This window comes from Shewanella saliphila (genome assembly GCF_014648295.1).
GTDB classification, from domain to species: Bacteria; Pseudomonadota; Gammaproteobacteria; order Enterobacterales; family Shewanellaceae; genus Shewanella; species Shewanella saliphila.
Map to the genome: position 1 here is coordinate 1 of NZ_BMQV01000029.1, position 21,304 is coordinate 21,304.

General features: G+C 41.7%; 18 protein-coding genes. 12 read left to right on the plus strand and 6 right to left on the minus strand.

Going from position 1 to position 21,304, the window contains the following annotated elements; translation table 11 throughout:
- Nucleotides 1–149: 149 nt before the first annotated feature.
- From dxs to xseB, 3 genes are read right to left on the minus strand one after another with little or no spacing between them, the layout of a single operon-like run.
- Complete coding sequence (gene dxs / locus IEY48_RS13410; protein WP_188921131.1) at nt 150–2,015, minus strand: 1-deoxy-D-xylulose-5-phosphate synthase; 1,866 nt, start codon at nt 2,013–2,015, stop codon at nt 150–152.
- A 22-nt stretch (nt 2,016–2,037) separates the two neighbouring features.
- Complete coding sequence (ispA, locus tag IEY48_RS13415; RefSeq protein ID WP_188921133.1) at nt 2,038–2,919, minus strand: (2E,6E)-farnesyl diphosphate synthase; 882 nt, start codon at nt 2,917–2,919, stop codon at nt 2,038–2,040.
- A gap of 36 nt (nt 2,920–2,955) precedes the next feature.
- Entirely contained in the window at nt 2,956–3,192 is a 237-nt protein-coding gene (gene xseB, locus IEY48_RS13420) for an exodeoxyribonuclease VII small subunit (protein WP_188921135.1), read from the minus strand.
- A 367-nt stretch (nt 3,193–3,559) separates the two neighbouring features.
- Here xseB and pomA point away from each other — a divergent pair, with 367 nt between their 5' ends.
- The 3 genes from pomA (at nt 3,560) to thiI (ending at nt 7,058) form a co-directional block, all read left to right on the plus strand.
- Entirely contained in the window at nt 3,560–4,327 is a 768-nt protein-coding gene (gene pomA, locus IEY48_RS13425; RefSeq protein WP_188921137.1) for a flagellar motor protein PomA, read from the plus strand.
- A gap of 3 nt (nt 4,328–4,330) precedes the next feature.
- On the plus strand, nt 4,331–5,257 hold the full coding sequence (locus tag IEY48_RS13430) for a flagellar motor protein MotB (protein ID WP_188921139.1): 927 nt from the start codon (nt 4,331–4,333) through the stop codon (nt 5,255–5,257).
- A gap of 346 nt (nt 5,258–5,603) precedes the next feature.
- A complete protein-coding gene (thiI, locus tag IEY48_RS13435; protein ID WP_188921141.1) occupies nt 5,604–7,058 on the plus strand; it encodes a tRNA uracil 4-sulfurtransferase ThiI in 1,455 nt (484 codons plus the stop codon).
- Nucleotides 7,059–7,766: 708 nt separating this feature from the next.
- Here the strand turns inward: thiI and IEY48_RS13440 are convergent.
- Nucleotides 7,767–8,819: a helix-turn-helix domain-containing protein gene (locus IEY48_RS13440; protein WP_188921143.1), complete on the minus strand. Its 1,053-nt coding sequence runs from the start codon at nt 8,817–8,819 to the stop codon at nt 7,767–7,769.
- Between the two features lie 149 nt (nt 8,820–8,968).
- Between IEY48_RS13440 and IEY48_RS13445 the strand changes: the two genes are divergently transcribed.
- From IEY48_RS13445 to IEY48_RS13460, 4 genes are read left to right on the plus strand one after another with little or no spacing between them, the layout of a single operon-like run.
- A complete protein-coding gene (locus tag IEY48_RS13445) occupies nt 8,969–11,083 on the plus strand; it encodes a TonB-dependent receptor domain-containing protein (protein ID WP_188921145.1) in 2,115 nt (704 codons plus the stop codon).
- Nucleotides 11,084–11,095: 12 nt separating this feature from the next.
- Nucleotides 11,096–11,734, plus strand: coding sequence for a PepSY-associated TM helix domain-containing protein (locus IEY48_RS13450; protein ID WP_188921147.1), 639 nt, complete (start codon nt 11,096–11,098; stop codon nt 11,732–11,734).
- 15 nt (nt 11,735–11,749) lie between these two features.
- Nucleotides 11,750–12,250, plus strand: coding sequence for a DUF2271 domain-containing protein (locus IEY48_RS13455; protein WP_188921150.1), 501 nt, complete (start codon nt 11,750–11,752; stop codon nt 12,248–12,250).
- A gap of 35 nt (nt 12,251–12,285) precedes the next feature.
- Nucleotides 12,286–13,143 carry a DUF4198 domain-containing protein gene (locus IEY48_RS13460; protein ID WP_188921152.1) on the plus strand — a complete coding sequence of 286 codons (858 nt, stop codon included), beginning with the start codon at nt 12,286–12,288 and terminating at the stop codon, nt 13,141–13,143.
- 216 nt (nt 13,144–13,359) lie between these two features.
- Here IEY48_RS13460 and IEY48_RS13465 read toward each other — a convergent pair whose 3' ends face one another.
- Nucleotides 13,360–13,584 (minus strand): hypothetical protein, encoded by a 225-nt coding sequence (locus IEY48_RS13465; RefSeq protein WP_188921154.1) that lies wholly within the window; start codon nt 13,582–13,584, stop codon nt 13,360–13,362.
- Nucleotides 13,585–13,762: 178 nt separating this feature from the next.
- On the opposite strand from IEY48_RS13465, the gene IEY48_RS13470 reads away from it, so the two are divergent.
- The 4 genes from IEY48_RS13470 (at nt 13,763) to rlmM (ending at nt 16,956) form a co-directional block, all read left to right on the plus strand.
- The gene (locus IEY48_RS13470; RefSeq protein WP_188921156.1) at nt 13,763–14,674 is read left to right on the plus strand and encodes a transcriptional regulator GcvA; all 912 of its coding nucleotides are present in this window, start codon (nt 13,763–13,765) and stop codon (nt 14,672–14,674) included.
- Nucleotides 14,655–15,368, plus strand: a complete 714-nt coding sequence (locus IEY48_RS13475) for an alpha/beta family hydrolase (RefSeq protein ID WP_188921158.1) — start codon at nt 14,655–14,657, stop codon at nt 15,366–15,368. Before IEY48_RS13470 ends, IEY48_RS13475 begins: the two co-directional genes overlap by 20 nt.
- A gap of 21 nt (nt 15,369–15,389) precedes the next feature.
- A complete protein-coding gene (locus IEY48_RS13480) occupies nt 15,390–15,770 on the plus strand; it encodes a DUF423 domain-containing protein (protein ID WP_188921160.1) in 381 nt (126 codons plus the stop codon).
- A 97-nt stretch (nt 15,771–15,867) separates the two neighbouring features.
- Nucleotides 15,868–16,956 (plus strand): 23S rRNA (cytidine(2498)-2'-O)-methyltransferase RlmM, encoded by a 1,089-nt coding sequence (gene rlmM, locus IEY48_RS13485; RefSeq protein ID WP_188921162.1) that lies wholly within the window; start codon nt 15,868–15,870, stop codon nt 16,954–16,956.
- 88 nt (nt 16,957–17,044) lie between these two features.
- Here rlmM and IEY48_RS13490 read toward each other — a convergent pair whose 3' ends face one another.
- Entirely contained in the window at nt 17,045–18,055 is a 1,011-nt protein-coding gene (locus IEY48_RS13490) for an isocitrate dehydrogenase (RefSeq protein WP_188921164.1), read from the minus strand.
- A 380-nt stretch (nt 18,056–18,435) separates the two neighbouring features.
- On the opposite strand from IEY48_RS13490, the gene IEY48_RS13495 reads away from it, so the two are divergent.
- Complete coding sequence (locus IEY48_RS13495) at nt 18,436–21,240, plus strand: S9 family peptidase (protein WP_188921166.1); 2,805 nt, start codon at nt 18,436–18,438, stop codon at nt 21,238–21,240.
- Nucleotides 21,241–21,304 lie beyond the last annotated feature (64 nt).

Below are 21,304 nucleotides of genomic sequence, written 5' to 3' on the forward strand. Positions count from 1 at the left end.
CGCATGATAGGACAGGGTATGTGTTCAGCAACTATGCTGAATGGAAGTATGCATGAGCCGTATACGAGGTCCGTACGTACGGTTCTGTGAGAGGGATGGGGCGGTGACGCCTCACCCTACTCGATTATGCTTTAAATCATCGTAAACCTTTATGCAATAAAGGCCTGGATTTGCGCCAAAATACCTGGAGCGTCCAGTTGCAGTTCTGCGGTAATTTCATCGGGTGAGCCGTGCTTAATGAACTCATCTGGCAAACCAATCAATAATACCGGTTTTATAATCCGCATCTTTTGTAGTGTTTCTAATACGCTAGAGCCTGCACCACCTAAAACGGCGTTTTCTTCAACAGAGACAATAATATCGTGGCTATTAGCAAGCTCTGCCAGTAAGTCGACATCCAAAGGTTTCACAAACCGCATATCTGCAACAGTGGCGTCAAGTTGCTCTGCTGCTTCTAGTGCTGCCGCTAGGGTGGTACCAAAGTTAACAATGGCTATCTTTTTACCCTGACGTTTTATTAACCCCTTACCTATCGGTAGGGCGGTCATCTGTTCGACTTGCTCTGCACCGGTAGCGCTCCCTCTTGGGTAACGTACAGCTGTAGGACCGTCTTGATAACAATATCCGGTATACAGCATTTGGCGACATTCGTTTTCGTCAGATGGCGCCATAATCACCATGTTAGGGATACAACGCATAAAGCTTAAGTCAAAAGCACCTTGGTGAGTTGGGCCGTCTGCACCCACAATGCCACCACGGTCAATGGCAAACAATACGGGTAAACGTTGCAAGGCAACATCATGGATTAATTGATCATAACCGCGTTGTAAAAAGGTTGAATAAATCGCAACGACCGGTTTCAGTCCTTCACAAGCAAATCCGGCGCCCAACGTTACGGCATGTTGTTCGGCGATGGCTGCATCAAAATACTGTTTGGGAAAACGCTGGGAAAACTCAACCATACCCGAGCCTTCACGCATTGCTGGCGTTATCGCCATCAACTTGTCATCCTGGGCTGCGACATCGCATAACCATTTACCAAAAACTTGCGAGAACGTCGGCAAGCCTGGCTTGGTTGCCGGCTTTTTAAATTGGCTAGGGTCAAATTTAGGCACTGCATGCCAGCCGATAGGATCTTTTTCTGCAGGCTCATAACCACGACCTTTCTTGGTCATGATATGCAGCATTTGTGGGCCTTTTAAATTACGCATATTACGCAGAGTTTCAACTAATGAATCCACGTCGTGGCCATCAATAGGGCCAATGTAATTAAACCCTAACTCTTCAAATAATGTGGCTGGAACAACCATACCTTTTAAGTGTTCTTCGGTGCGCTTGGCCATTTCTTTAATGACGGGCATGCCTTTGAGCACTTTTTTGCTGTTTTCGCGGATAGTGGTGTAAAAACGCCCTGACATCAATTGAGCTAAATGGTTGTTTAGCGCGCCGACGTTTTCAGAAATCGACATTTCATTGTCGTTCAACACAACCAGCATATCTTTGTGTAAATCACCTGCGTGGTTCATGGCTTCAAACACCATACCACCTGTCATGGCGCCATCACCAATCACCGCCACCACTTTACGATCTTCGGCTTCTTTTTCCGCAGCAACAGCCATGGCTAAAGCTGCACTGACAGACGTACCCGAGTGACCCACACTAAAGGTGTCGTATTGGCTTTCTTCACGCCATGGGAAAGGGTGCAAACCATTTTTTTGTCTAATGGTGTGCATACGTTCACGGCGGTCAGTTAAAATTTTATGTGGATATGCCTGATGGCCAACGTCCCAAATTAATCGATCAAATGGGGTATTGTAGACATAATGAAGGGCCACAGTTAATTCAACTGTGCCTAAGCCAGACGCAAAATGTCCGCTGGAAATACCAACAGACTGAAGTAAGAATTGTCTAAGTTCATCAGACACTTGTGGAAGAAGACCTTGCGGCAACTTCCGTAATTCTTCTGGCGTATTAGCTTGTGCTAGTACTGGGAATTTAGAAATATCGAAACTCATAGCGAGATATTCTGACTCTTTATTATAATCTTCGCTCAATAATGTAGCGGGCGAAGTCTGCAATTAACTGGCTATTGTATGGCAATTTAGTCAGCGCTGATAGTGCATCTTGTATTAGTTGTTCCGCACAGGCCTTTGCACCATCAAGACCCAACAGTTTCGGGAAGGTGCTTTTATTGGATTGCTCATCACTTCCTTGAGGTTTCCCAAGCTCTTCCGTGCTTGCGGTTATATCTAAAATATCGTCCTGAACTTGAAACGCTAAGCCTAAGGCTTGGGCGTATTGCATCATCAGTTGATATTGTTCTGCGGGTGCATTGGCTGCAATTAACGCCATTTCTACGGCACAGCTAATTAATGCCCCGGTTTTTTTATTGTGTAATTCGGTTAAGCGTTGTAGATCAATACTGTGATTCGTGGCGCTTAGATCAATGGCCTGACCGCCACACATGCCTTGATAACCTGCTGCTTTTGCTAATACTCTCACCATAGCAAGTTGTTGAGTGGGGCTTAAATCATCACTGATTGATGTCATGATTTCAAATGCTAACGTTTGCAGAGCATCGCCCGCTAAAATCGCTGTCGCTTCATCAAATGCGATGTGAACCGTAGGTTGGCCGCGGCGCAGAGCATCATTGTCCATAGCCGGTAAATCGTCATGGATTAATGAATAAGCATGTATGCATTCAATGGCAGCAGCAGCTTTGTCTAGAGCATTAATATTAACACTGAACATGTCACCGACAGCATAAACTAAAAAAGGGCGAATGCGTTTACCGCCCAATAGTGCGCCGTGTAACATTGCGGCTTTTAAATTGGGAGCAGCATCATCAAGTTGATTTAAATGCTGTTCAAGAATGGCATCAACTCGTTTTTGGTAAGTTTTGATTGCTTCAGCTAACACGTATTAAGACCTATGCTTCAATTTAACGAATTGAGATTATTCAGCGTCAACGGTAAATGGTGCGAGTTCGGCATCATTTTCATTTAATAAGATAGACACTTTTTGCTGAGCTTGTTCAAGCTTAGTTTGGCTTTGACGGACCAAATTAATACCACGCTCAAATTGTTTTAGCGCGTCATCAAGTGACACTTCACCTTGCTCTAAGTGAGCGACAATGGTTTCGAGCTCAGATAACGATTGCTCAAAACTGAGATTTTCTGGTTTTTTAGCCACGATTAATTTTCCTTTCTTTGCGCGTGTGACAAGGTATATCAGCCCAGCGTATCGGTCAAATACAGTCGTCGGTTATTTGCTCAACAGCACGCTTTGTTATTGAATTTTTTTAGAAACAATAAAATCGAGCTAAACTTGAGCCGACTTTGTCCGATAAAGAGTTAAGATTTTAAATTGTTAACGAAAATGATTTCTTGAAACACGTATTACTGATTATCATAATGACTTGAGAAACTTTTGCAGCAATGCAAAACGATTCACCTTATGATTGCATCATACGATTGATATAACATATCGAATTTACCGTGCGAAGCCGTTTTTAATAGAGCACAAAAAGCAGAGTCATCACTGCGATTGAGGAGAGGTTGTGGATTTAGCTACCCTAATAGGTATTATTGGTGCTTTTGCATTTATTATTGGCGCCATGGTGACCAGTGGCGGTATCGGTTTATTTATCGATGTACCTTCTGTATTGATCGTAATCATGGGCTCTTTGTTTGTTGTCATGATGAAGTTCAACCTAAAGCAATTTTTAGGGTCGATAAAAATCGGCATGAAAGCCTTCATGTTTAAAATTGATAAACCTGAAGATTTAATTGAACAATCTGTCACCATGGCTGATGCTGCCCGTAAAGGGGGGTTTTTGGCGTTAGAAGAAGCGGTGATCACCAATACTTTTATGCAAAAAGCGGTCGATATGCTGGTTGATGGTCACGATGGTGACGTGGTGCGTAATGCCCTTGAAAAAGATATCTCGTTAACCGAAGAACGTCACAAAATGGGGATCAGTATCTTTAAAGCCATGGGGGATGTTGCGCCTGCGATGGGGATGATTGGTACGCTGGTGGGATTAGTGGCCATGCTGTCAAACATGGACGACCCTAAATCAATTGGCCCCTCTATGGCTGTTGCTTTATTAACCACACTTTATGGCGCGATCATTGCGAACATGATTGCAATCCCGATGGCCGATAAACTGTCACTGCGCATGGGTGAAGAACTGCTTAATCGTAATTTAATTATGGATGCGGTGCTGGCGATACAAGATGGTCAAAACCCGCGAGTGATTGAAGGGTTTTTAAAGAATTACCTCGCTGAAAAACAACGTGCAATTGATACAACGGACGGAGAATAACTCATGGCTAAGGCCAAGTGTGATTGTCCACCAGCAGGCGCCCCTATGTGGCTGGCAACCTTTGCAGACTTAATGTCATTACTGATGTGCTTCTTCGTATTGTTGTTAGCATTCTCAGAAATGGACGTCATGAAGTTTAAGCAAATTGCGGGCTCGATGAAATATGCGTTTGGTGTACAAAACAAAGTTGAAGTGAAAGATATTCCGAAAGGAACCTCTGTCATTGCGCTTGAGTTTCGCCCGGGCAGACCTGATCCCACCCCGATTGAAATCATTAACCAACAAACTAATGAAATGACTCAGCCAACCATTGAGTATCAAGCCGGTGAAGAAGACAGTGCAGGTGGTACCCAAAAACAATCTGGTGAGCAACGTGGTGGTAATGCGGCCGCAACGGCGCAGCAAGAAGCGGAAGCCGTGAAAAAAGCCGCAGCATCAGCGCAAGAAAATATTAATGAACAAGTTAAAAAGATGGCCGAAAAGCTCAACGAAGAAATTGTTGATGGCGCCATTGAAATTGAATCACTTGGCCAACAAATTATTATTCGAATTCGTGAAAAAGGCTCGTTTGCGTCAGGTTCGGGTTTCTTACAACCTAAATTTAAGCCTATTGTGCGCTCTATTGGCGCATTATTAAAAGACGTGCCCGGTATTGTGACCGTGTCTGGTCATACTGATGGCGCGCACATTAGCAATGAGCTTTACAGTTCAAACTGGGAGCTCTCAAGCCAGCGTGCTGTTGCGGTTGCTGATGAATTGCGCCGAGTGCCAGGATTTGACGAAACCCGCATGAAAGTGGTGGGAGAGGCTTCTAACAGGCCATTAGTGCCCAATGACACCAATGAAAACCGTACGCGTAATCGCCGTGTCGAGATTTCAATTGAGCAAGGTAAAGCGAAAGAGTCAAACGAGATAACCGTGTCTGAATAAGCTTATTTCCTTATAAGTTGATCACCTTTAGTCGTGATACCCAAAGCGCAACCTGATAAGGTTGCGCTTTTTGTTATCAAAATGTTTTGTGAATGGTGCGACCTGCACAAAATGAATGATTAAAAAGTGAATATGTTTGGTTAATAGGCATCATTTGGTATAATCCGCGAATTATTGCTTACCATTTGGTGCCGATTTATCCATAAATCTGTATGTGCTAAATCTGTAAGCTGTTTTTCAATTTTATAATCAACGTATTACAACTCTTTGAGTTAGCCTTGCTAAGTACTTACTCGGTGCTTGCTAAGTGCTGTGCTATTGAATTTGTTATGCCTGCGGACGCCCCATGAAGTTTATTGTAAAGCTATACCCTGAAATTATGATGAAGAGCAAGTCGGTAAGACTGCGATTTACCAAAATGCTCGAAACCAATATTCGTAATGTACTGAAAAAAGTCGATGAAGATGCCAAAGTACAACGTTTATACGATCGAATTTTAGTGAAAGTGCCAGACAATAAACCTGAACTCATCGACGCGTTTGCTGAACGTTTAAGTTGCATTCCGGGTATTGCTCATGTGGTGCAAGTGAGTGAATACGCTTTTGATTCGGTCGATCATATTTATCAACAGGTGTTACCTAAATACCGCGATGAACTTGCCGGTAAAACGTTTTGTGTCCGAGTAAAGCGTTCGGGTAAGCATGACTTTAACTCTATCGATGTGGAACGCTATGTCGGCGGTGGTTTAAATCAGCACACTGACGCATTAGGGGTAAAGCTTAAAAATCCAGATATCACCGTGAATCTTGAAATCGATCAAGACAAATTATACATGGTCGAGCGTCGTATTGAGGGCTTAGGCGGTTTCCCTATGGCGACTCAAGAAGATGTGTTATCGCTGATTTCAGGTGGTTTTGACTCTGGCGTATCGAGCTTCCAGTTTATTAAAAAGGGTGCCCGTACCCATTATTGCTTTTTTAACCTTGGTGGTGCGCAGCACGAGATCGGAGTTAAGCAAGTGGCTTTTCATTTATGGCAAAAGTACGGCGAATCTCACAAGGTCCGTTTTGTTTCTGTGCCGTTTGAGCCTGTGGTTCAGGAGATCCTCGAGCGGATTGATAACGGACAAATGGGTGTTGTTCTTAAGCGTATGATGATGCGTGCTGCCACGCGTATTGCTGATAAATTTGGGATTCAAGCCTTGGTTACGGGTGAGAGTTTAGGCCAAGTATCTAGCCAAACCTTAACCAATTTAAACGTGATTGACCGCTGTACAGATTTACTGATTTTGCGTCCACTTATTGCGATGGACAAGCAGGATATTATTAATCAAAGCCGTGTGATTGGCACTGAAGATTTTGCCAAGTCAATTCCAGAGTATTGTGGCGTTATTTCACAAAAGCCAACCGTGAAAGCCGTGTTGTCTAAAGTTGAAAAAGAAGAGCTTAAATTCTCTGAAGACTTAATTGACCGTGTTGTTGATGCGGCCGTGGTGATGGACATTCGGGATATTGAAGCTGAAATGAATAAACAAGTCACTGAAACTGAAACCGTTAAAGATGTCGCGTCAGGTGAGATTGTCATTGATGTTCGTGCGCCAGAAGAAGAAGAGCGTGCGCCATTAGAAATGGATAACGTGATGGTGAAAACCATTCCATTTTTTAAACTCGCGACTCAGTTTGCCGATTTAGATAACAGCAAAACGTATTTACTTTACTGCGACCGTGGTGTCATGAGTAAGTTGCAAGCGCTGTACTTAATTGAGCAAGGCTACACTAACGTTAAAGTGTATCGCCCGTAAGCGTGAGGGTTGAGGCTAACCTTCCATTAATGTTGTGGGTTAGCCTAATGATTGGGTGGCTTAACCTGATAAGCTTATCGTGCTTCCCATACGGCAGGTTTCTTCAAATGTTAACAACGTGTATTTCGCTTATAGACAGCCAGTCCTGTAATCACCACAATGAATAAAAAACTTTATAAAATAAGATCAAACTGTTGTCTGTCAGTCCATCTCTAACAAGTTTTAGGGCTAAACTCATTTCATTTTCATCCACATTATCAAATTCACTATCAGTAAGTTAAATGGCTACTCAGTTCCATCATACTAACTGTGCGAACTTGAAAATAACGGATTCGCTCGCTTTTTTTGCTGTACGCGAAAAAGTTGCACCATTTTCTTTCTTTTCTAGAGGGGCCCCGAACATGCTGTCAATGCCATATAGACTCAAATTACGCCAATGAGGATATTCAGCACGGTGATGTCAAGTGGCGACTGAACGATGAAATATCTGCGAGTAACATTAATACCCAGCTTTTGGTAATTTATTCACATTATCAACCTATTTGGTCTGCACAATATCTAGTTGATTAATTGGAGAATGGATTGATGGCGAGATTAAGACCTGTGATCGGTAAATTACCGCAACCATGAGAATGCTTTCTTAAAGTAGCTAGCTTTTGTGGTTTGTTTTATTTCAGTGGAAAACTTTATGTAAATAAGTAGTATCAATTAACCAAAATGTTGCTTGCGTAATTCTGCTGGAGTGATACCAAAATGTTTTTTAAATGCAGTGATAAAACTACTAACATGAGTATAGCCTGCTGAAAATGCCACTTCACCTATAGCTAATTTATTAATAATAATGTCTTTTTTAGCTTTCTCTAAACATTTTTTTCGAATGTACTCTTTTGCCGTCATATTATATTTAACTTTGAAATGACGCTGAAGAGAGCTAATACTAACTCCCATTAGTACTGATAAAGTTTTTAATGATACTTTATCGTTAATGCTTCCATTAGCGAGTTGCTGTTCAAATATGACTTCAAAGTGGTTCACCGCAGGCTGTGAGTAGCAAGGTTTGACCGTTAGTGGTGCAGGTTCTGAAGATAATATTTTTACATCACTTTTAGTTTCTAACTCACTCAAGCTTAAGTGAATAAGCTTCCATGCATTTTGTTCAAATTCAAGCTTTTCAAGCATGGACGATGTCGTTTTATAGTTCATCATCTTTTGGGCTGATTCAAACCACATCGAAGTATGCATTAATTGTAATACTTGGTTTTTATTAGAAAAAATCTGTTCGATGTTTTGTATATCTTGTTTGTTTTGACATCTTTCTAATAGCCACGATTTGTCAATACTAATACTCAGTTTTTTCACCCGCTGTTGTTTATGTAAATGACGAGTAAATAATTCCGGACGATTAAGCAGGTTAAAGAAGACAACGCAAGGTGAGCCATTAGCTTTTGAAGTTTCTAAAGGTGAATTCAGTTTATTGGATTCAAAATGATACGAGTGTTGACCTAAACTAAATCTGACTTGCCCATCAAATAAAATATTAATATGTAAACTAGGTAATAATTCAACAGAGCTGGTGGCTTGCTGGTTTTCTATTACGTCACATGTATGTATCTGAATACCATTGGGTAAATGGCAGAAGTTTAATTTTCCTATAGCCAATATTTCATGTTTATTACTACAGCTTTGATGGCTAACATGGTTGATGTTAAGTAATTTACGTCCTAGTGCATTAGATGATATTTCAATATTATGACTAAACATGATGTTTTCCTGATAATGATGTCTTAATGGTGATTTATCAATATAAATTGACGATTTGGCAAATAACATAATCCGAACAAAAGAATAACACATTGTTATTATAATGATAATCATTACTATTAACCTTGATAATCCTATTAGGACATTTTATGTATCGTAAAACCTATTTAGCATTTGTTATTTCTGCATTTTTTATTGCTCCCCAAGCCTTCTCAGCTGAAGACAATAAGGTGGATGATGAGTCGATCGAAAAGATCACTGTTTGGAGTACACAAGTTAAAACTTCCTCGTTATATATGAGTGGAGATGCTATCGCCAGTAAACAAGCGGACCATATTTCTGATTTATTACGCACTATTCCAGGGGTCGATGTTGGTGGTGCACATTCTTTGAATCAACGTATCACTATCCGAAGTCTAGATGATAAAGATTTGAATATTAGCATTGATGGGGCGACTCAAAATAGTTACATGTATCACCATATGGGTAATTTACAGATCCATGCGGATATCCTTAAATCCGTTGATATTGACGTGGGAACCAACTCGGTTGTTGACGGTGGATTAGGTGGCTCTGTTCGATTTGAAACTAAGCAAGCGCGGGATTTACTTAAAAGTGGTCAGTCTTTTGGAGCTCGAGCACAATTCAGTGCAGGTGATAACTCTGGTAGTAATTATTCGTTGACCGGTTATGGCGTACTCGCAGAAGATTATGATTTTCTTGCTTATTACAATGCAGTTCAACGTGACAATTACGAAGTTGGTGGGGGCAAAATAACTGATGCTGACGGGGTTCTCATTCCGAATACAGATGGTAAGGTACGTGGTTTGGAAGGTGATATAGATGACGCCTTAATTAAATTTGGATGGAACATCAACGATAATCAACGCTTGTCGGTCAGTTATGAAAACTATAAAGACGAAGGTGATTATAGTTATCGTCCGGATATGGGCTTAGCTACAGATATTGCTATCACAGATTCTTTAGGCGTCCCTTTACTTTGGCCAACAGAGTTTACCCGTGAAACCGTTACTTTAAATTATGAAATTTTATGGGGCGAATCGTCACAATTAAAAACGGCAATATTCTCAAACACGAGTGAACTATGGCGAGATGAATCTGGTTATGCAGAAAACCCTAGTTTTGCATCGTCTGCTGGCATTATTACCGGTGAAGCAAAGAATACTGGTTTGAGTCTGCTAGGTGAATCAATGTTAACTACTGGCAACATTGAACATGATTTTACCTATGGTGCTGACATTGTTAAATATGAAACCGATTACTTAGCTGATTACAACACCAGTCCATCAGAAACCTCTGCAGAGCAAGCTATAGACTCAGCAATATATATTCAGGATAGGATAACAATAGGCGATTTTTCAATCATACCTGGTGTGCGTTATAACAATTATGATGTTGAATCTACTGTAGTGACAGATGTATATAACAATACTTCCTTTGCACTTGCTGCTGAGTATCAACCAATGGATGAGTTGGTGTTTAAACTGAGTGCCACAGAACTATTTAAAGGGCCTGAAATTGGTGAAGTATTTGTCGGCGCTGGATTATATGACACGGTTAACCCAAATATTGAAGCTGAAACAGGTGTTAATACTGAAGTTGCCTTTGCATATCAAGACAGTGTGTTAGGCGCGGATGCCTTTTCAATAGGGGCAACACTATTTCATACACAAATTGAAGATTATATTTATGACTATGCAGGTATTCCACCCAATGGTGATCAGGGCGACTGGAAAGACAATGTTGGTGATATGGAAATTGAAGGTTATGAGATTTATTTAGGTTATGAAAAGTATGGTTTAAATGGCCTGATTACCTATTCTTCTTCTCGAAGCGATCTCAAGGCGTTTGATGACTATGAAGTGCTAGACGGTGCTCGCATTGACCGCGAGCAAGGCAATACTATTAGCGCCAATATTAACTATGTATTTGATAGCATTAATCTAACCTTGAATTGGGATATCTTAGTCGTGGATGACTTAGATGCTGGTACCGATTTAGATGGGGCAACGGCAGACAACGCTAAAGATGGTTTTACAGTACAAAATATAGCGGCATCTTGGGTTCCTGAGTTTGCCCCAGATCTGACCGTGATTGTAGGGGTCGACAATCTATTTGATGAATACTATGCCTCACAATCTTCAAGAACAGGTAAATCTTTCCACCCACGTTTCGGAGACTTATACCTAACAGACTATGAGCCAGGTCGAAATATTAAAGCGACGCTTTCTTATCAATTTTAGGCGATTGATTGAGTGATTAATATTTTTCCTAAATGGCTTAAATCGACACAAGCTAAACGTATTTTTAGCTTGTGTCGATGGTTGCATATTTATATATCCGCCGCAGTATTTAGTTTGCTGATTTTCTTTTGTGTGAGTGGCATAACGTTAAACCATCCTAGCTGGAGTGATAGCAATGAAACTCAGGTTGTAGAGGTTGAGCTTCCACAAGAGCTGATTGAAAAAGTACAACAGCAACAGGAACTGCCACTGAACGCCATTCAACATTTTGTTGAGCAAAAAACAGGGCTTCATTCACCAAGAAATATTGATGTGTTGGTTGATACTGCAGAAATTACCTATGACTACCCAATGCCTGCGGGCTACACATTTGTCACGGTTTATGTTGATGACAACTTAATTGAAATTGAATTTCGAAAAGATGGTTTTGTTTCGCTAATCAATGACTTACACAAAGGTCGCCATAGTGGGATGTTTTGGAGTGGACTCATTGATATTTCGGCCATTTTGATGTTGTTGTTCAGTCTTACTGGGTTATTCATTCTGTTGCAAAACGTTAAACATCGCAGTAATGCGCTCGTTATTTTTGGACTTGGCACTGTTGCTCCTATTTTGTTCTATTTGCTTGTTGTACCCAGACTTTCGTTATAACCATAGGTAATCATAATGAAAAAAATACTATTTATTGCATTAACCGTTTTACCTGCCATGTTGTGGTTAAAGCCAGTTGATGCGACTGAAGTTGTTATTGATATAAATGTACCTGAAATAGACAGCTCGCCATATCACCGACCATATATTGCCGTATGGTTAGAAACCCCTAAACGTAAAGGCGTTCATACCTTTGCATTTTGGAAAGAACAAGAAGAGTGGTTTAAAGATCTACGCCAATGGTGGCGAAAAATAGGTAGAGCTAACACTCCTAATTTTGACTCTGTATCTGGGCCTACGCGTAAGCCGGGAGAATATCAATTAACTTGGGATGGCACCCTAAGTAATGGACAGAAAGTTTCGCCTGGTGAATATGTTTTGCATTTTGAATCGGTAAGAGAACAGGGAAGTCGTGAGTATTTACGACAACCAATTACCATTGCTGAAAATAAGACGCAAACGTTCACCTTACAAGGCAAGCAAGAACTAGGGCTGATCTCGATATCAGTGAAATAGAAAATACTACCTTTACTTTATTAAGGAAGATAGACATGATTAAACAAACCAAATTATATTTTGCTGCAGCCGTGGTTGCGGCAATGGGCATAAGTTCAATGGCTAGCGCTCATGAGCGTTTTGTATTGCCATCACATACCGTTTTGTCTAGTGAAAGCACTCAATTTGTTACGTTAACCTCCAGTATATCAAACGATATTTTCCACCCAGATCGCCCATTAGGTAATAATGAAAAAGGCATTGATTCGGGTGAGCTAGCACCATTATTTAATGTATTGCAAACGAAGGTTACTTCACCTGACGGACAGCTGACTGATAGCATTCAATGGCAAGCTTTTCACCGGTTGTCAGTCGCTGATGTTGAGTTGCAGAAAACGGGTACTTATCGTATTGCAATAGTGCAACCTGATATTGCGATGACAACCTACAAAGATGCTAAACAGGCTTATCAAAGAAAATTTGGCAAAAATCCAACGCTGCCAAGTGATGCAACCGATATTGTGCGTAGAACCACTGCATCTAGTGTTGCAACTTATATTAGTTTAAATCAACCAAGCAAATTAGCTCCCACAGGCAGTGGCTTAGAATTAAGTGGCGATACTCACCCTAATGACTTATTTGTTGCCGAGTCAGCTTCATTTCAATTATTGTTCGACGGCAAACCTAGCGACGAAAACACGCTTGTAAAAGTTATAAAAGGCGGCACTAGACATCGTAATTATAGAGCTGAGACAATTGTTCAATTGGATAAAGAAGGGCGTTTTGAATGGACTCCAGCCGAGTCTGGCTTTTATTTATTAGTGGCAGAAAAAGAGGTCAAAGTACAACAACCAGCAGAGGTTGATGTTAAGCATTTTAGCTTAAATTTAACGCTAGAGGTTTTTGCTGAGTAACTCAGAGAAGCCATTAATGGAGTGTTGATAGCGATATTAATGCCATTTTCAGTAAAGATTGAAGAGTTAAGTGTAGTTTGAGAGCTCCAGAAAGAAAATAGCGTGACTTTTCGCGTTATGGCAAATAAAGCAAGTGAGTCGGGTTAACCTATGATTTATAAACACAAAAAAACCGCATTTAATGCGGTTTTTTTGTGGCTGTGCACTGAATTGCGATTAGTTTGCTTGAGTTGCTTCAGAAGTTTTTTGTGCTTCTTCATTGTCTGCCACTAAAATACTGTTAACATCGTCATTGATATCAACTTTCATCGCTTCAATGCTTTGTGATAGCTCGGCATGTAAGTCGGCCATATCAATCGCTTCTAATTCGGTTGCTTGCGCTGTGCTTAATCCGATGAACGTTGTTAAGGAAATAGCAAAAACAGTTTTTAGGTTGAACATAGGGGGAAGCCTCCAGGCTAATTATTCACATTTGCCGGACTATCCCGATTCCCTCGTAGAGATTGTCCAACTGTATTTTCAATGCTGCTAATTTAACCAAATACAGTGTTCTTTACAAACGACAAAAAATAACGATAATCATTAGAAAAACTAATCAATAAACGAGAGACTGATCACTATGTCTAGACGATTGCCCCCGTTAAATGCTGTTAAAGCATTTGAGGCTGCAGCAAGGCATCTGAGCTTTACCCGCGCCGCAGAAGAGTTGTTCGTGACTCAAGCCGCGGTAAGCCATCAGATTAAAGCGTTAGAAGATTTTTTAGGGCTAAAATTGTTTCGACGTAAGAATCGATCATTATTGTTAACAGAAGAAGGTCAAAGCTACTTTCTCGACATTAAAGATATTTTTATTGAACTAGGTGAAGCCACAAATCGCTTACTCGCCCGCAGTGCAGTGGGTTCATTAACTGTGAGTATGTCACCGAGTTTTGCGATTCAATGGTTAGTACCAAGATTAGCTAAATTCAGTGAAAAAAATCCTGATATCGATGTTCGAATTAAAGCTGTCGACAGTGACACGAATTCATTAACCGACGATGTTGATGTGGCTATTTATTATGGACAGGGTAACTGGCCAGGGCTACGCGCCGATAAATTACGCAACGAAGTGCTGATCCCTGTATGTTCACCATTATTACTTAATGGCCCCAAACCATTAACTCACCCCAGTGATTTAAAGTTCCACACATTATTGCATGATGCAAGTCGCCAAGATTGGCAGGCTTGGTTTAGGCAATGCGGTGTGACAGATGTGAATGTTAATCAGGGGCCTATCTTTAGCCACTCATCACTGGTGCTGCAAGCGGCGGCACACGGTCAGGGGGTTGCATTAGGTTACAGTGTGTTGGCAAGGCCAGATATTAAAGCAGGGCGCTTGATTTGCCCGTTCTCTGAAGTACTGGTGAGTAAAGATGCCTATTACTTGGTGTGCCAACAGAATCATTCTGAAATAGGTAAGATATCGGCGTTTAGAGAATGGATGGTTGATATGTTTGCTGAGGAGTCTCGCAGTGAACTGCTTACCGGATAGCCCAACTGAGCTGGCGCAAGATTATGTTTTGCAGGGAGCTAAAAGTGATACGCTGATTATTTTTGCTCATGGAGCCGGTGCCAATATGCACCATGAGTTTATGGTCAATATGAGTGATAAACTGGTTAAAAACGGTTTTCAGGTGTATCGGTTTAATTTTTTATATATGCAAGCCAACATGCAAGATGGTAAGCGTCGTCCCCCTGACAGAGCACCTAAATTACTCACTCATCTTGAACAAGTATTGATTGATGTCGGTGAGAAAATTAAACAAGGGCTGATAAATCCCAAACGCATCGTATTAATAGGCAAATCGATGGGTGGACGAATGTCGGCCATATTAACCAGCGCTGAGCACGTATTTTTATCGGCTCAGGCTAAAGACATTGCGGCAAAAATTGCAGCGGTAGTCTGCCTTGGTTATCCATTTATTCCGCTTAAAGGCGGCGAGCCGCGTTTATCACCAATACAAACTAACCCATTACCAATACTAATCGTTCAAGGGGAGCGAGATAAGTTTGGCGGCCGTGAGCAAGTGCCGTCTTGGCCATTGTCAGAAAACACCTCCATATATTGGATTGGCGATGGTGATCATAGCCTGCAACCACGTAAATCTTCGGGTTATACACTAGAAGGTAATTTACAACAGGCCAGCGATGGCATCAGCCAATTTATCGCTTCAGTTCGTGTTTAAGCATCTTAAAAGGTAAATGAAATGAACAAAGGATTATTATTACTGGCAACTTTTAGTGGTTTTTTAGCGGTGTCACTGGGTGCATTTGGCGCGCATGGGCTTAAATCGATTGCCCCACCAGAGCTTGTTAGTATCTTTAAACTTGGGGTCGACTATCAGTTTTATCACACCTTTGCGCTTATCGCGCTAGCCTTCTCTGGCCATTGGATAACCTCAAAACTACTTAACTGGGCGGCTTATAGTTTTATTGCCGGAATCGTGTTGTTTTCAGGCTCGCTGTATTTATATGCCTTTACGGGTGCTAAATGGATTGGACCCATTACACCGTTAGGTGGTTTGTGTTTTCTGATGGGATGGTCGTTATTTGCTGTCGCCATTTGGCAATCAAAAGTAGCGAAATAATACCGCGGCTAAATTCTCCTTCCTTGTGTTTTTTTGGGTATAATAGCGGGATTATTGTCTCGCTATTAACGCGATCATCCTTACGCTAAGGCTCCAAATGAAAAACCTATTTCTATTTTGCCGTTCAGGTTACGAAAAAGACTGTGCGGCAGAAATTCAACAACGTGCTGCAGAGCTTAATGTCGGTGGTTTTGTTAAAACCAACCTAAATGATGCTTATGTTATTTATCAATGTTTTGAAGAGGATGGTGCGGATACTTTAGCTAAAGAGCTTGCGCTAAGTTCGCTCATCTTTACCCGTCAAATGTTTGCCGCAGGTGAGATGTTGTCTGATTTGCCAGAACAAGATCGTGTTAGTCCAATTGTTGCCGCGTTATCAGAGTTGTCTAAGTGTGGTGAGTTGCGGGTTGAAACACCTGACACCAATGAAGCCAAAGAACTGTCGGCCTTTTGCCGTAAATTTACTGTCCCGCTGCGCCAAGGCTTAAAAAAGAGTGGCGCATTGCTTGGCGCTGAAAACGACCGCCGTCCTATTATTCATGTGTGTTTTATTGGCCCAGGTAAAGCCTATGCGGGTTATTCGCTGAGTAACAATAGCTCTCCTCACTTTATGGGTATTCCACGCTTAAAAATGGCTGCTGATGCGCCGAGTCGCTCAAGTCTAAAACTTGATGAAGCGTTTGGGGTGTTTTTAACCAAAGAAGAGCAAGAAACTCGCTGTCGCAGTGGCTTAAATTCAGTTGATTTAGGTGCCTGCCCAGGCGGTTGGACGTATCAATTAGTGCGCCGCGGTATGATGGTGGCAGCAATTGATAATGGCCCAATGGATCCTAAATTAATGGAAACAGGCCAGGTTAAACATTACCGCGCCGATGGGTTTCGTTTTGAGCCACCGCGAAAAAATATTTACTGGTTAGTGTGTGACATGGTTGAAAAGCCAGCGCGTGTAGCTGAGCTAATGGAAGCTTGGGCAATTAACGGTTGGTTTAAAGAAGCTATCTTTAACCTTAAATTACCGATGAAGAGCCGCTATAAAGAAGTGAGCACCATTTTAGAAACCATGAGCACCATTTTAACTGAGAACGAAATTGACTTTAAAATGCAGTGTAAGCACCTGTATCACGACCGTGATGAAGTGACTGTGCATTTGTGGTTGTTCCCTGAAAAGGGCGTGAGTTACGCATAATTATCCCAATATAGATTAATATAAAAAGCCCGCTGATAATCATTATCAGCGGGCTTTTTGTTAAGCTTAAAAGCTTGCAGAAAAGTGCTTAACCTAAACGATCAAGTACCGCTTGGGTAAAGTCGGTAGTACCGTGAGTGCCGCCTAAATCGCGCGTCGTACGGTCGCCTTCTTCAATGACTGCTGAAACGGCATTGCGGATCATCTCAGCTTTGTCAGACATGCCTAAATACTCAAGCATTTGAATTGACGCTAAAATGACTGACGTTGGGTTTGCCAGGTTTTTGCCTGCAATGTCTGGGGCACTGCCATGTACTGCTTCAAAAATAGCAGCGTCACGGCCAATGTTAGCACCCGGTGCCATGCCTAATCCGCCGACTAAACCAGCGCAAAGATCAGACAAAATATCACCAAATAAGTTAGTGGTTACAATCACATCGAAGTTTTCTGGGTTCATGACTAATTTCATGCAAGCCGCATCAACAATCATTTCTTCGGTGGTGATATCTGGATAACGCTGGCTCACTTCACGTGCAACTTTCAAAAATAAACCTGAAGTTGATTTCATGATGTTGGCTTTATGAACAATCGTGATTTTTTTACGGTTTTCTTTACGGGCTAACTCATAGGCAAACGTGGTAATTTGCTCTGCACCCTGACGAGTAATAATACTGGTCGCTTCAGCGATTTGGCCGTCGTCTGACACTTTTTGGCCTAAACCTGAATACATACCTTCGGTGTTTTCACGAACCGTAATGATGTCGATATTTTCGTAACGAGCCTGAGTACCTTTAAAAGAATTAACCGGGCGCACGTTAGCGTATAAGCTGAATGTTTTACGAAGACTGACGTTAATTGAAGTAAAACCTTCGCCGACTGGTGTTGTTAAAGGACCCTTTAAGGCAATACGATTTTTTTCGATGAGGTCTAACGTACGTTGTGGTAATAACTCGCCGTGCTTTTCTAACGCCGTTAACCCAGCATCTGCAAATTCGTATTCAAAGTCACATCCTGCTTTGTCGAGGATTTTTAAAGCTGAATCGATGATGCTAGGTCCAATCCCATCACCTGGGATTACGGTAATTGTACGTTTTGGCATGAATAGTCCTTCCACGGTTGTGGTTACTGCAAGTGTTGAACCGCAAGCAAGGTTACGGTCAGACGACGATAAGATCCGTCGTTTTTCTGCGGCGTATTTTACCGACTTTTAACGTTTATTTACAGAAAATAGTGAGTGTTATCACATTATTTCCGTTATTTTTAAGTCAATCCTAATCCGATTGTTTTACTATGACTGTCAGTCAGTTCGACATAGGTTTAGTTTACGCTTACTCAAGTGGTAAGGTGAAAATTGATGTCGAATAGCTTATTCGGTGTGATGCTTTTATATAGACGACTTTGGTCGTATGCAGCTCAATGCGATATCGCCTCGCCATTGATCAAACAGACAATCCATCATGATAATAATTAGAGGAAACTGTGAAGGTATTTAACTTAATTCCACTGGCATTGTGCCTGAGTGTGAGTGCGTACGGTGTTGCGGCGCCCAATGCATTAACCATTGACGATATTATGCATTTTGAAACCCTGCAACAGCCGGTTATTTCAGATAATGGCAAGGTGATAGCCGTAGAGGCTAAGCCTGACCGTGGTGATAGTCGTGCATTAGTGCGTTTTAATGACAACAGTAAACACTATCAAATTGACCGTGGCAGCAATGTTAAGGTCAGTGCAGACGGACGCTTTGTATTAGCCACCTTGCAAGCACCTTTGTTTGAGCGTGAAACAGAAAAAAGTGACGATTTACCTCATTCTATTATGCTATTAGCCACTGACACAGGTAGTCAGCAGCAGTTCGATAATGTCGACACTGCCGTATTCAGTCACGATGGCGGCTATTTATTGGTTAAGCATAAGCCTGAAGATAAAAAAGCTGAGTCGGATGAGTCTGCAAAAAATGAGCCTGTAAAAGAGAGTAAAGACAAAAAACAAGATGATGACAAAGAGGTTGATAAAGCCGATCTTGGCACTCAAGTCACCCTGGTTAAGCTTGACACTAATCAGCAGTTAACATTAGACAATGTGAGTCAATTTGCTTTTGATAAAGCTGGTGGTTTGTTAGCGGTGTTACAAAATGACTCGCAAGAGGCGTTACATCAATTAACCCTAGTAAAGCTTGACTCATTAAGTCCTGAGACATTATTTACCAGTGAGAGCGAGCAGCTTGAAGCACTTGCCATCAGCGATGATGGCCACTTTGTGGCTTTGACTAAAGGCGATGCATCAGTTGCACGTTATGGCCGCGAACATAGCCTTTTAGTGCTTGATATTAACACCAGTAAGCAGCAATTGTTTACTGGCAATAACGCTTGGCGATACAACCAACACTCGAGTTTACAGTTCTCTAAAGACAGCCAACGTTTATTTGTTGGCAGAGTCCCTAGCGTGGCCCAGCAAGCTGAGTTAGCTCAGTACAAACAAGCTGAAGATGTGTTTAACCCTGAGATCATAACGGCTAGCAAGCAATTGCGTGTCTGGCATGGTGAAGACCCTAAAATTAAACCACAAGAAGTGAAAGAGTACGCCAAAGAGTTAAAACGTACTTACCTTGCGGTGTTGCATCTTAATTCAAATAAAATACTGCAATTGGCCGACCAAGCAGTGCCTGATGTGACTTATGGCGAACAAGCTGATTATTTACTGGCAAGCTCAGATGTGCCGTATCAAAAAATGATCACCTGGGCTGGGTTTTACCGCGATGTGTATCTGGTTAATTTGAACACAGGCAACAAGCAGCAAATATTGGTACAGCAGCCTAGTGATGCCATGCCTACCTTGTCGCCAAACGCAAAGTTCCTCGCTTATTATCAGCAGGGCAGTGTGTATTTACGTGATATTTCATCGGGACGTACCGTTAACTTAACACAGAATATCTCTACGCCTTTTGCCGATGAAGATCATGATTATCCTAGCGCTGCGCCCGGATACGGTTTTGGCCCTTGGCTTGCTGATGACTCTGGCATTACGTTTTACGATAAATATGACATGTGGCAATTTAATACCACGTCACATAAAGGCTTTATGCTCACCAGTGGTGAAGGGCGTAAGCAAAAAATTCAATTTAGAGTGGTTGGGCTGGCTCAACAAAATCGTTTACCCGCGACCATTAGTCAAGGTCAAAAAGTCATATTACAAGGTTATAGCCATACCACTAAAGCTGACGCATTTTATGCTGCAACTGTGGGGCAATCTGCTGTTAAGCGTGTAACCGATAGTGACAGTAAATTAACCTTATTAGCCCGTGCTACCGAAGCAGATACTGTAGTGTTTTCAAAACAACGCTATGATTTGTATCCAGACTTGTACAGTGCAGATGTGAATAGTGTACAAACGGCCACTCAATTAACCACACTTGATGCTCAACGTAACGACTTTGCTTGGGGTAACGCTGAGTTAGTGCATTGGCATGATGGCGATGGTGTTAAAATGGATGGCGTGCTCATTAAGCCGAGTAATTATCAGGAAGGTAAAGCGTATCCAACCATGGTGTACTTTTATCGCTTTATGAGTGACAGGTTACATGCATTTCCTGATATGAAGCTCAACCATCGCCCTAATTTTGCCTGGTATGCCGACAATGGTTATGCCATCTTTTTACCTGATATTCGCTTTGAAGTCGGTTACCCAGGTATTTCGTCGGTAAAAGCATTAACCGCCGGTGTGCAAAAACTGATTGAGATGGGCGTGACCGATCCTGATGCAGTGGGTATTCAAGGCCACTCGTGGGGCGGTTATCAAAGTGCTTATGCCGTCACCCAAACCAATATCTTTAAAGCGATCGTAACTGGGGCGCCAGTATCAAATATGACCAGTGCATATAGTGGTATTCGTCATGGTTCTGGTTTGGCTCGCCAATTCCAATACGAAACCGGCCAAAGCCGAATTGGTGGCAGTTTATTTGATGCTCCGCAAAAGTACATTGAAAACTCACCGGTATTTTATGCCGATCGTATTCAAACGCCCATGATGATTATGTTTGGTGATAAAGACGATGCAGTGCCTTGGGAACAGGGGGTTGAGTTGTATTTAGCGATGCGCAGAGCGGGTAAAGATGTGGTGTTTTTACAATATCAAGATGAACCTCATCACTTGAAAAAGTACCCTAATAAGCTCGATTACAGCATTAAAATGAAACAATATTTTGATCATTATTTAAAAGGCGAACCTGCACCTCAATGGCTCAAGCAGGGTGAAGCGTACCAGGAGTACAAAAAGGTCGATTAACCATTAGTGCTTATCGCTGCTACAAAAAAACGCCTCAATATCATAGATACTGAGGCGTTTTTTT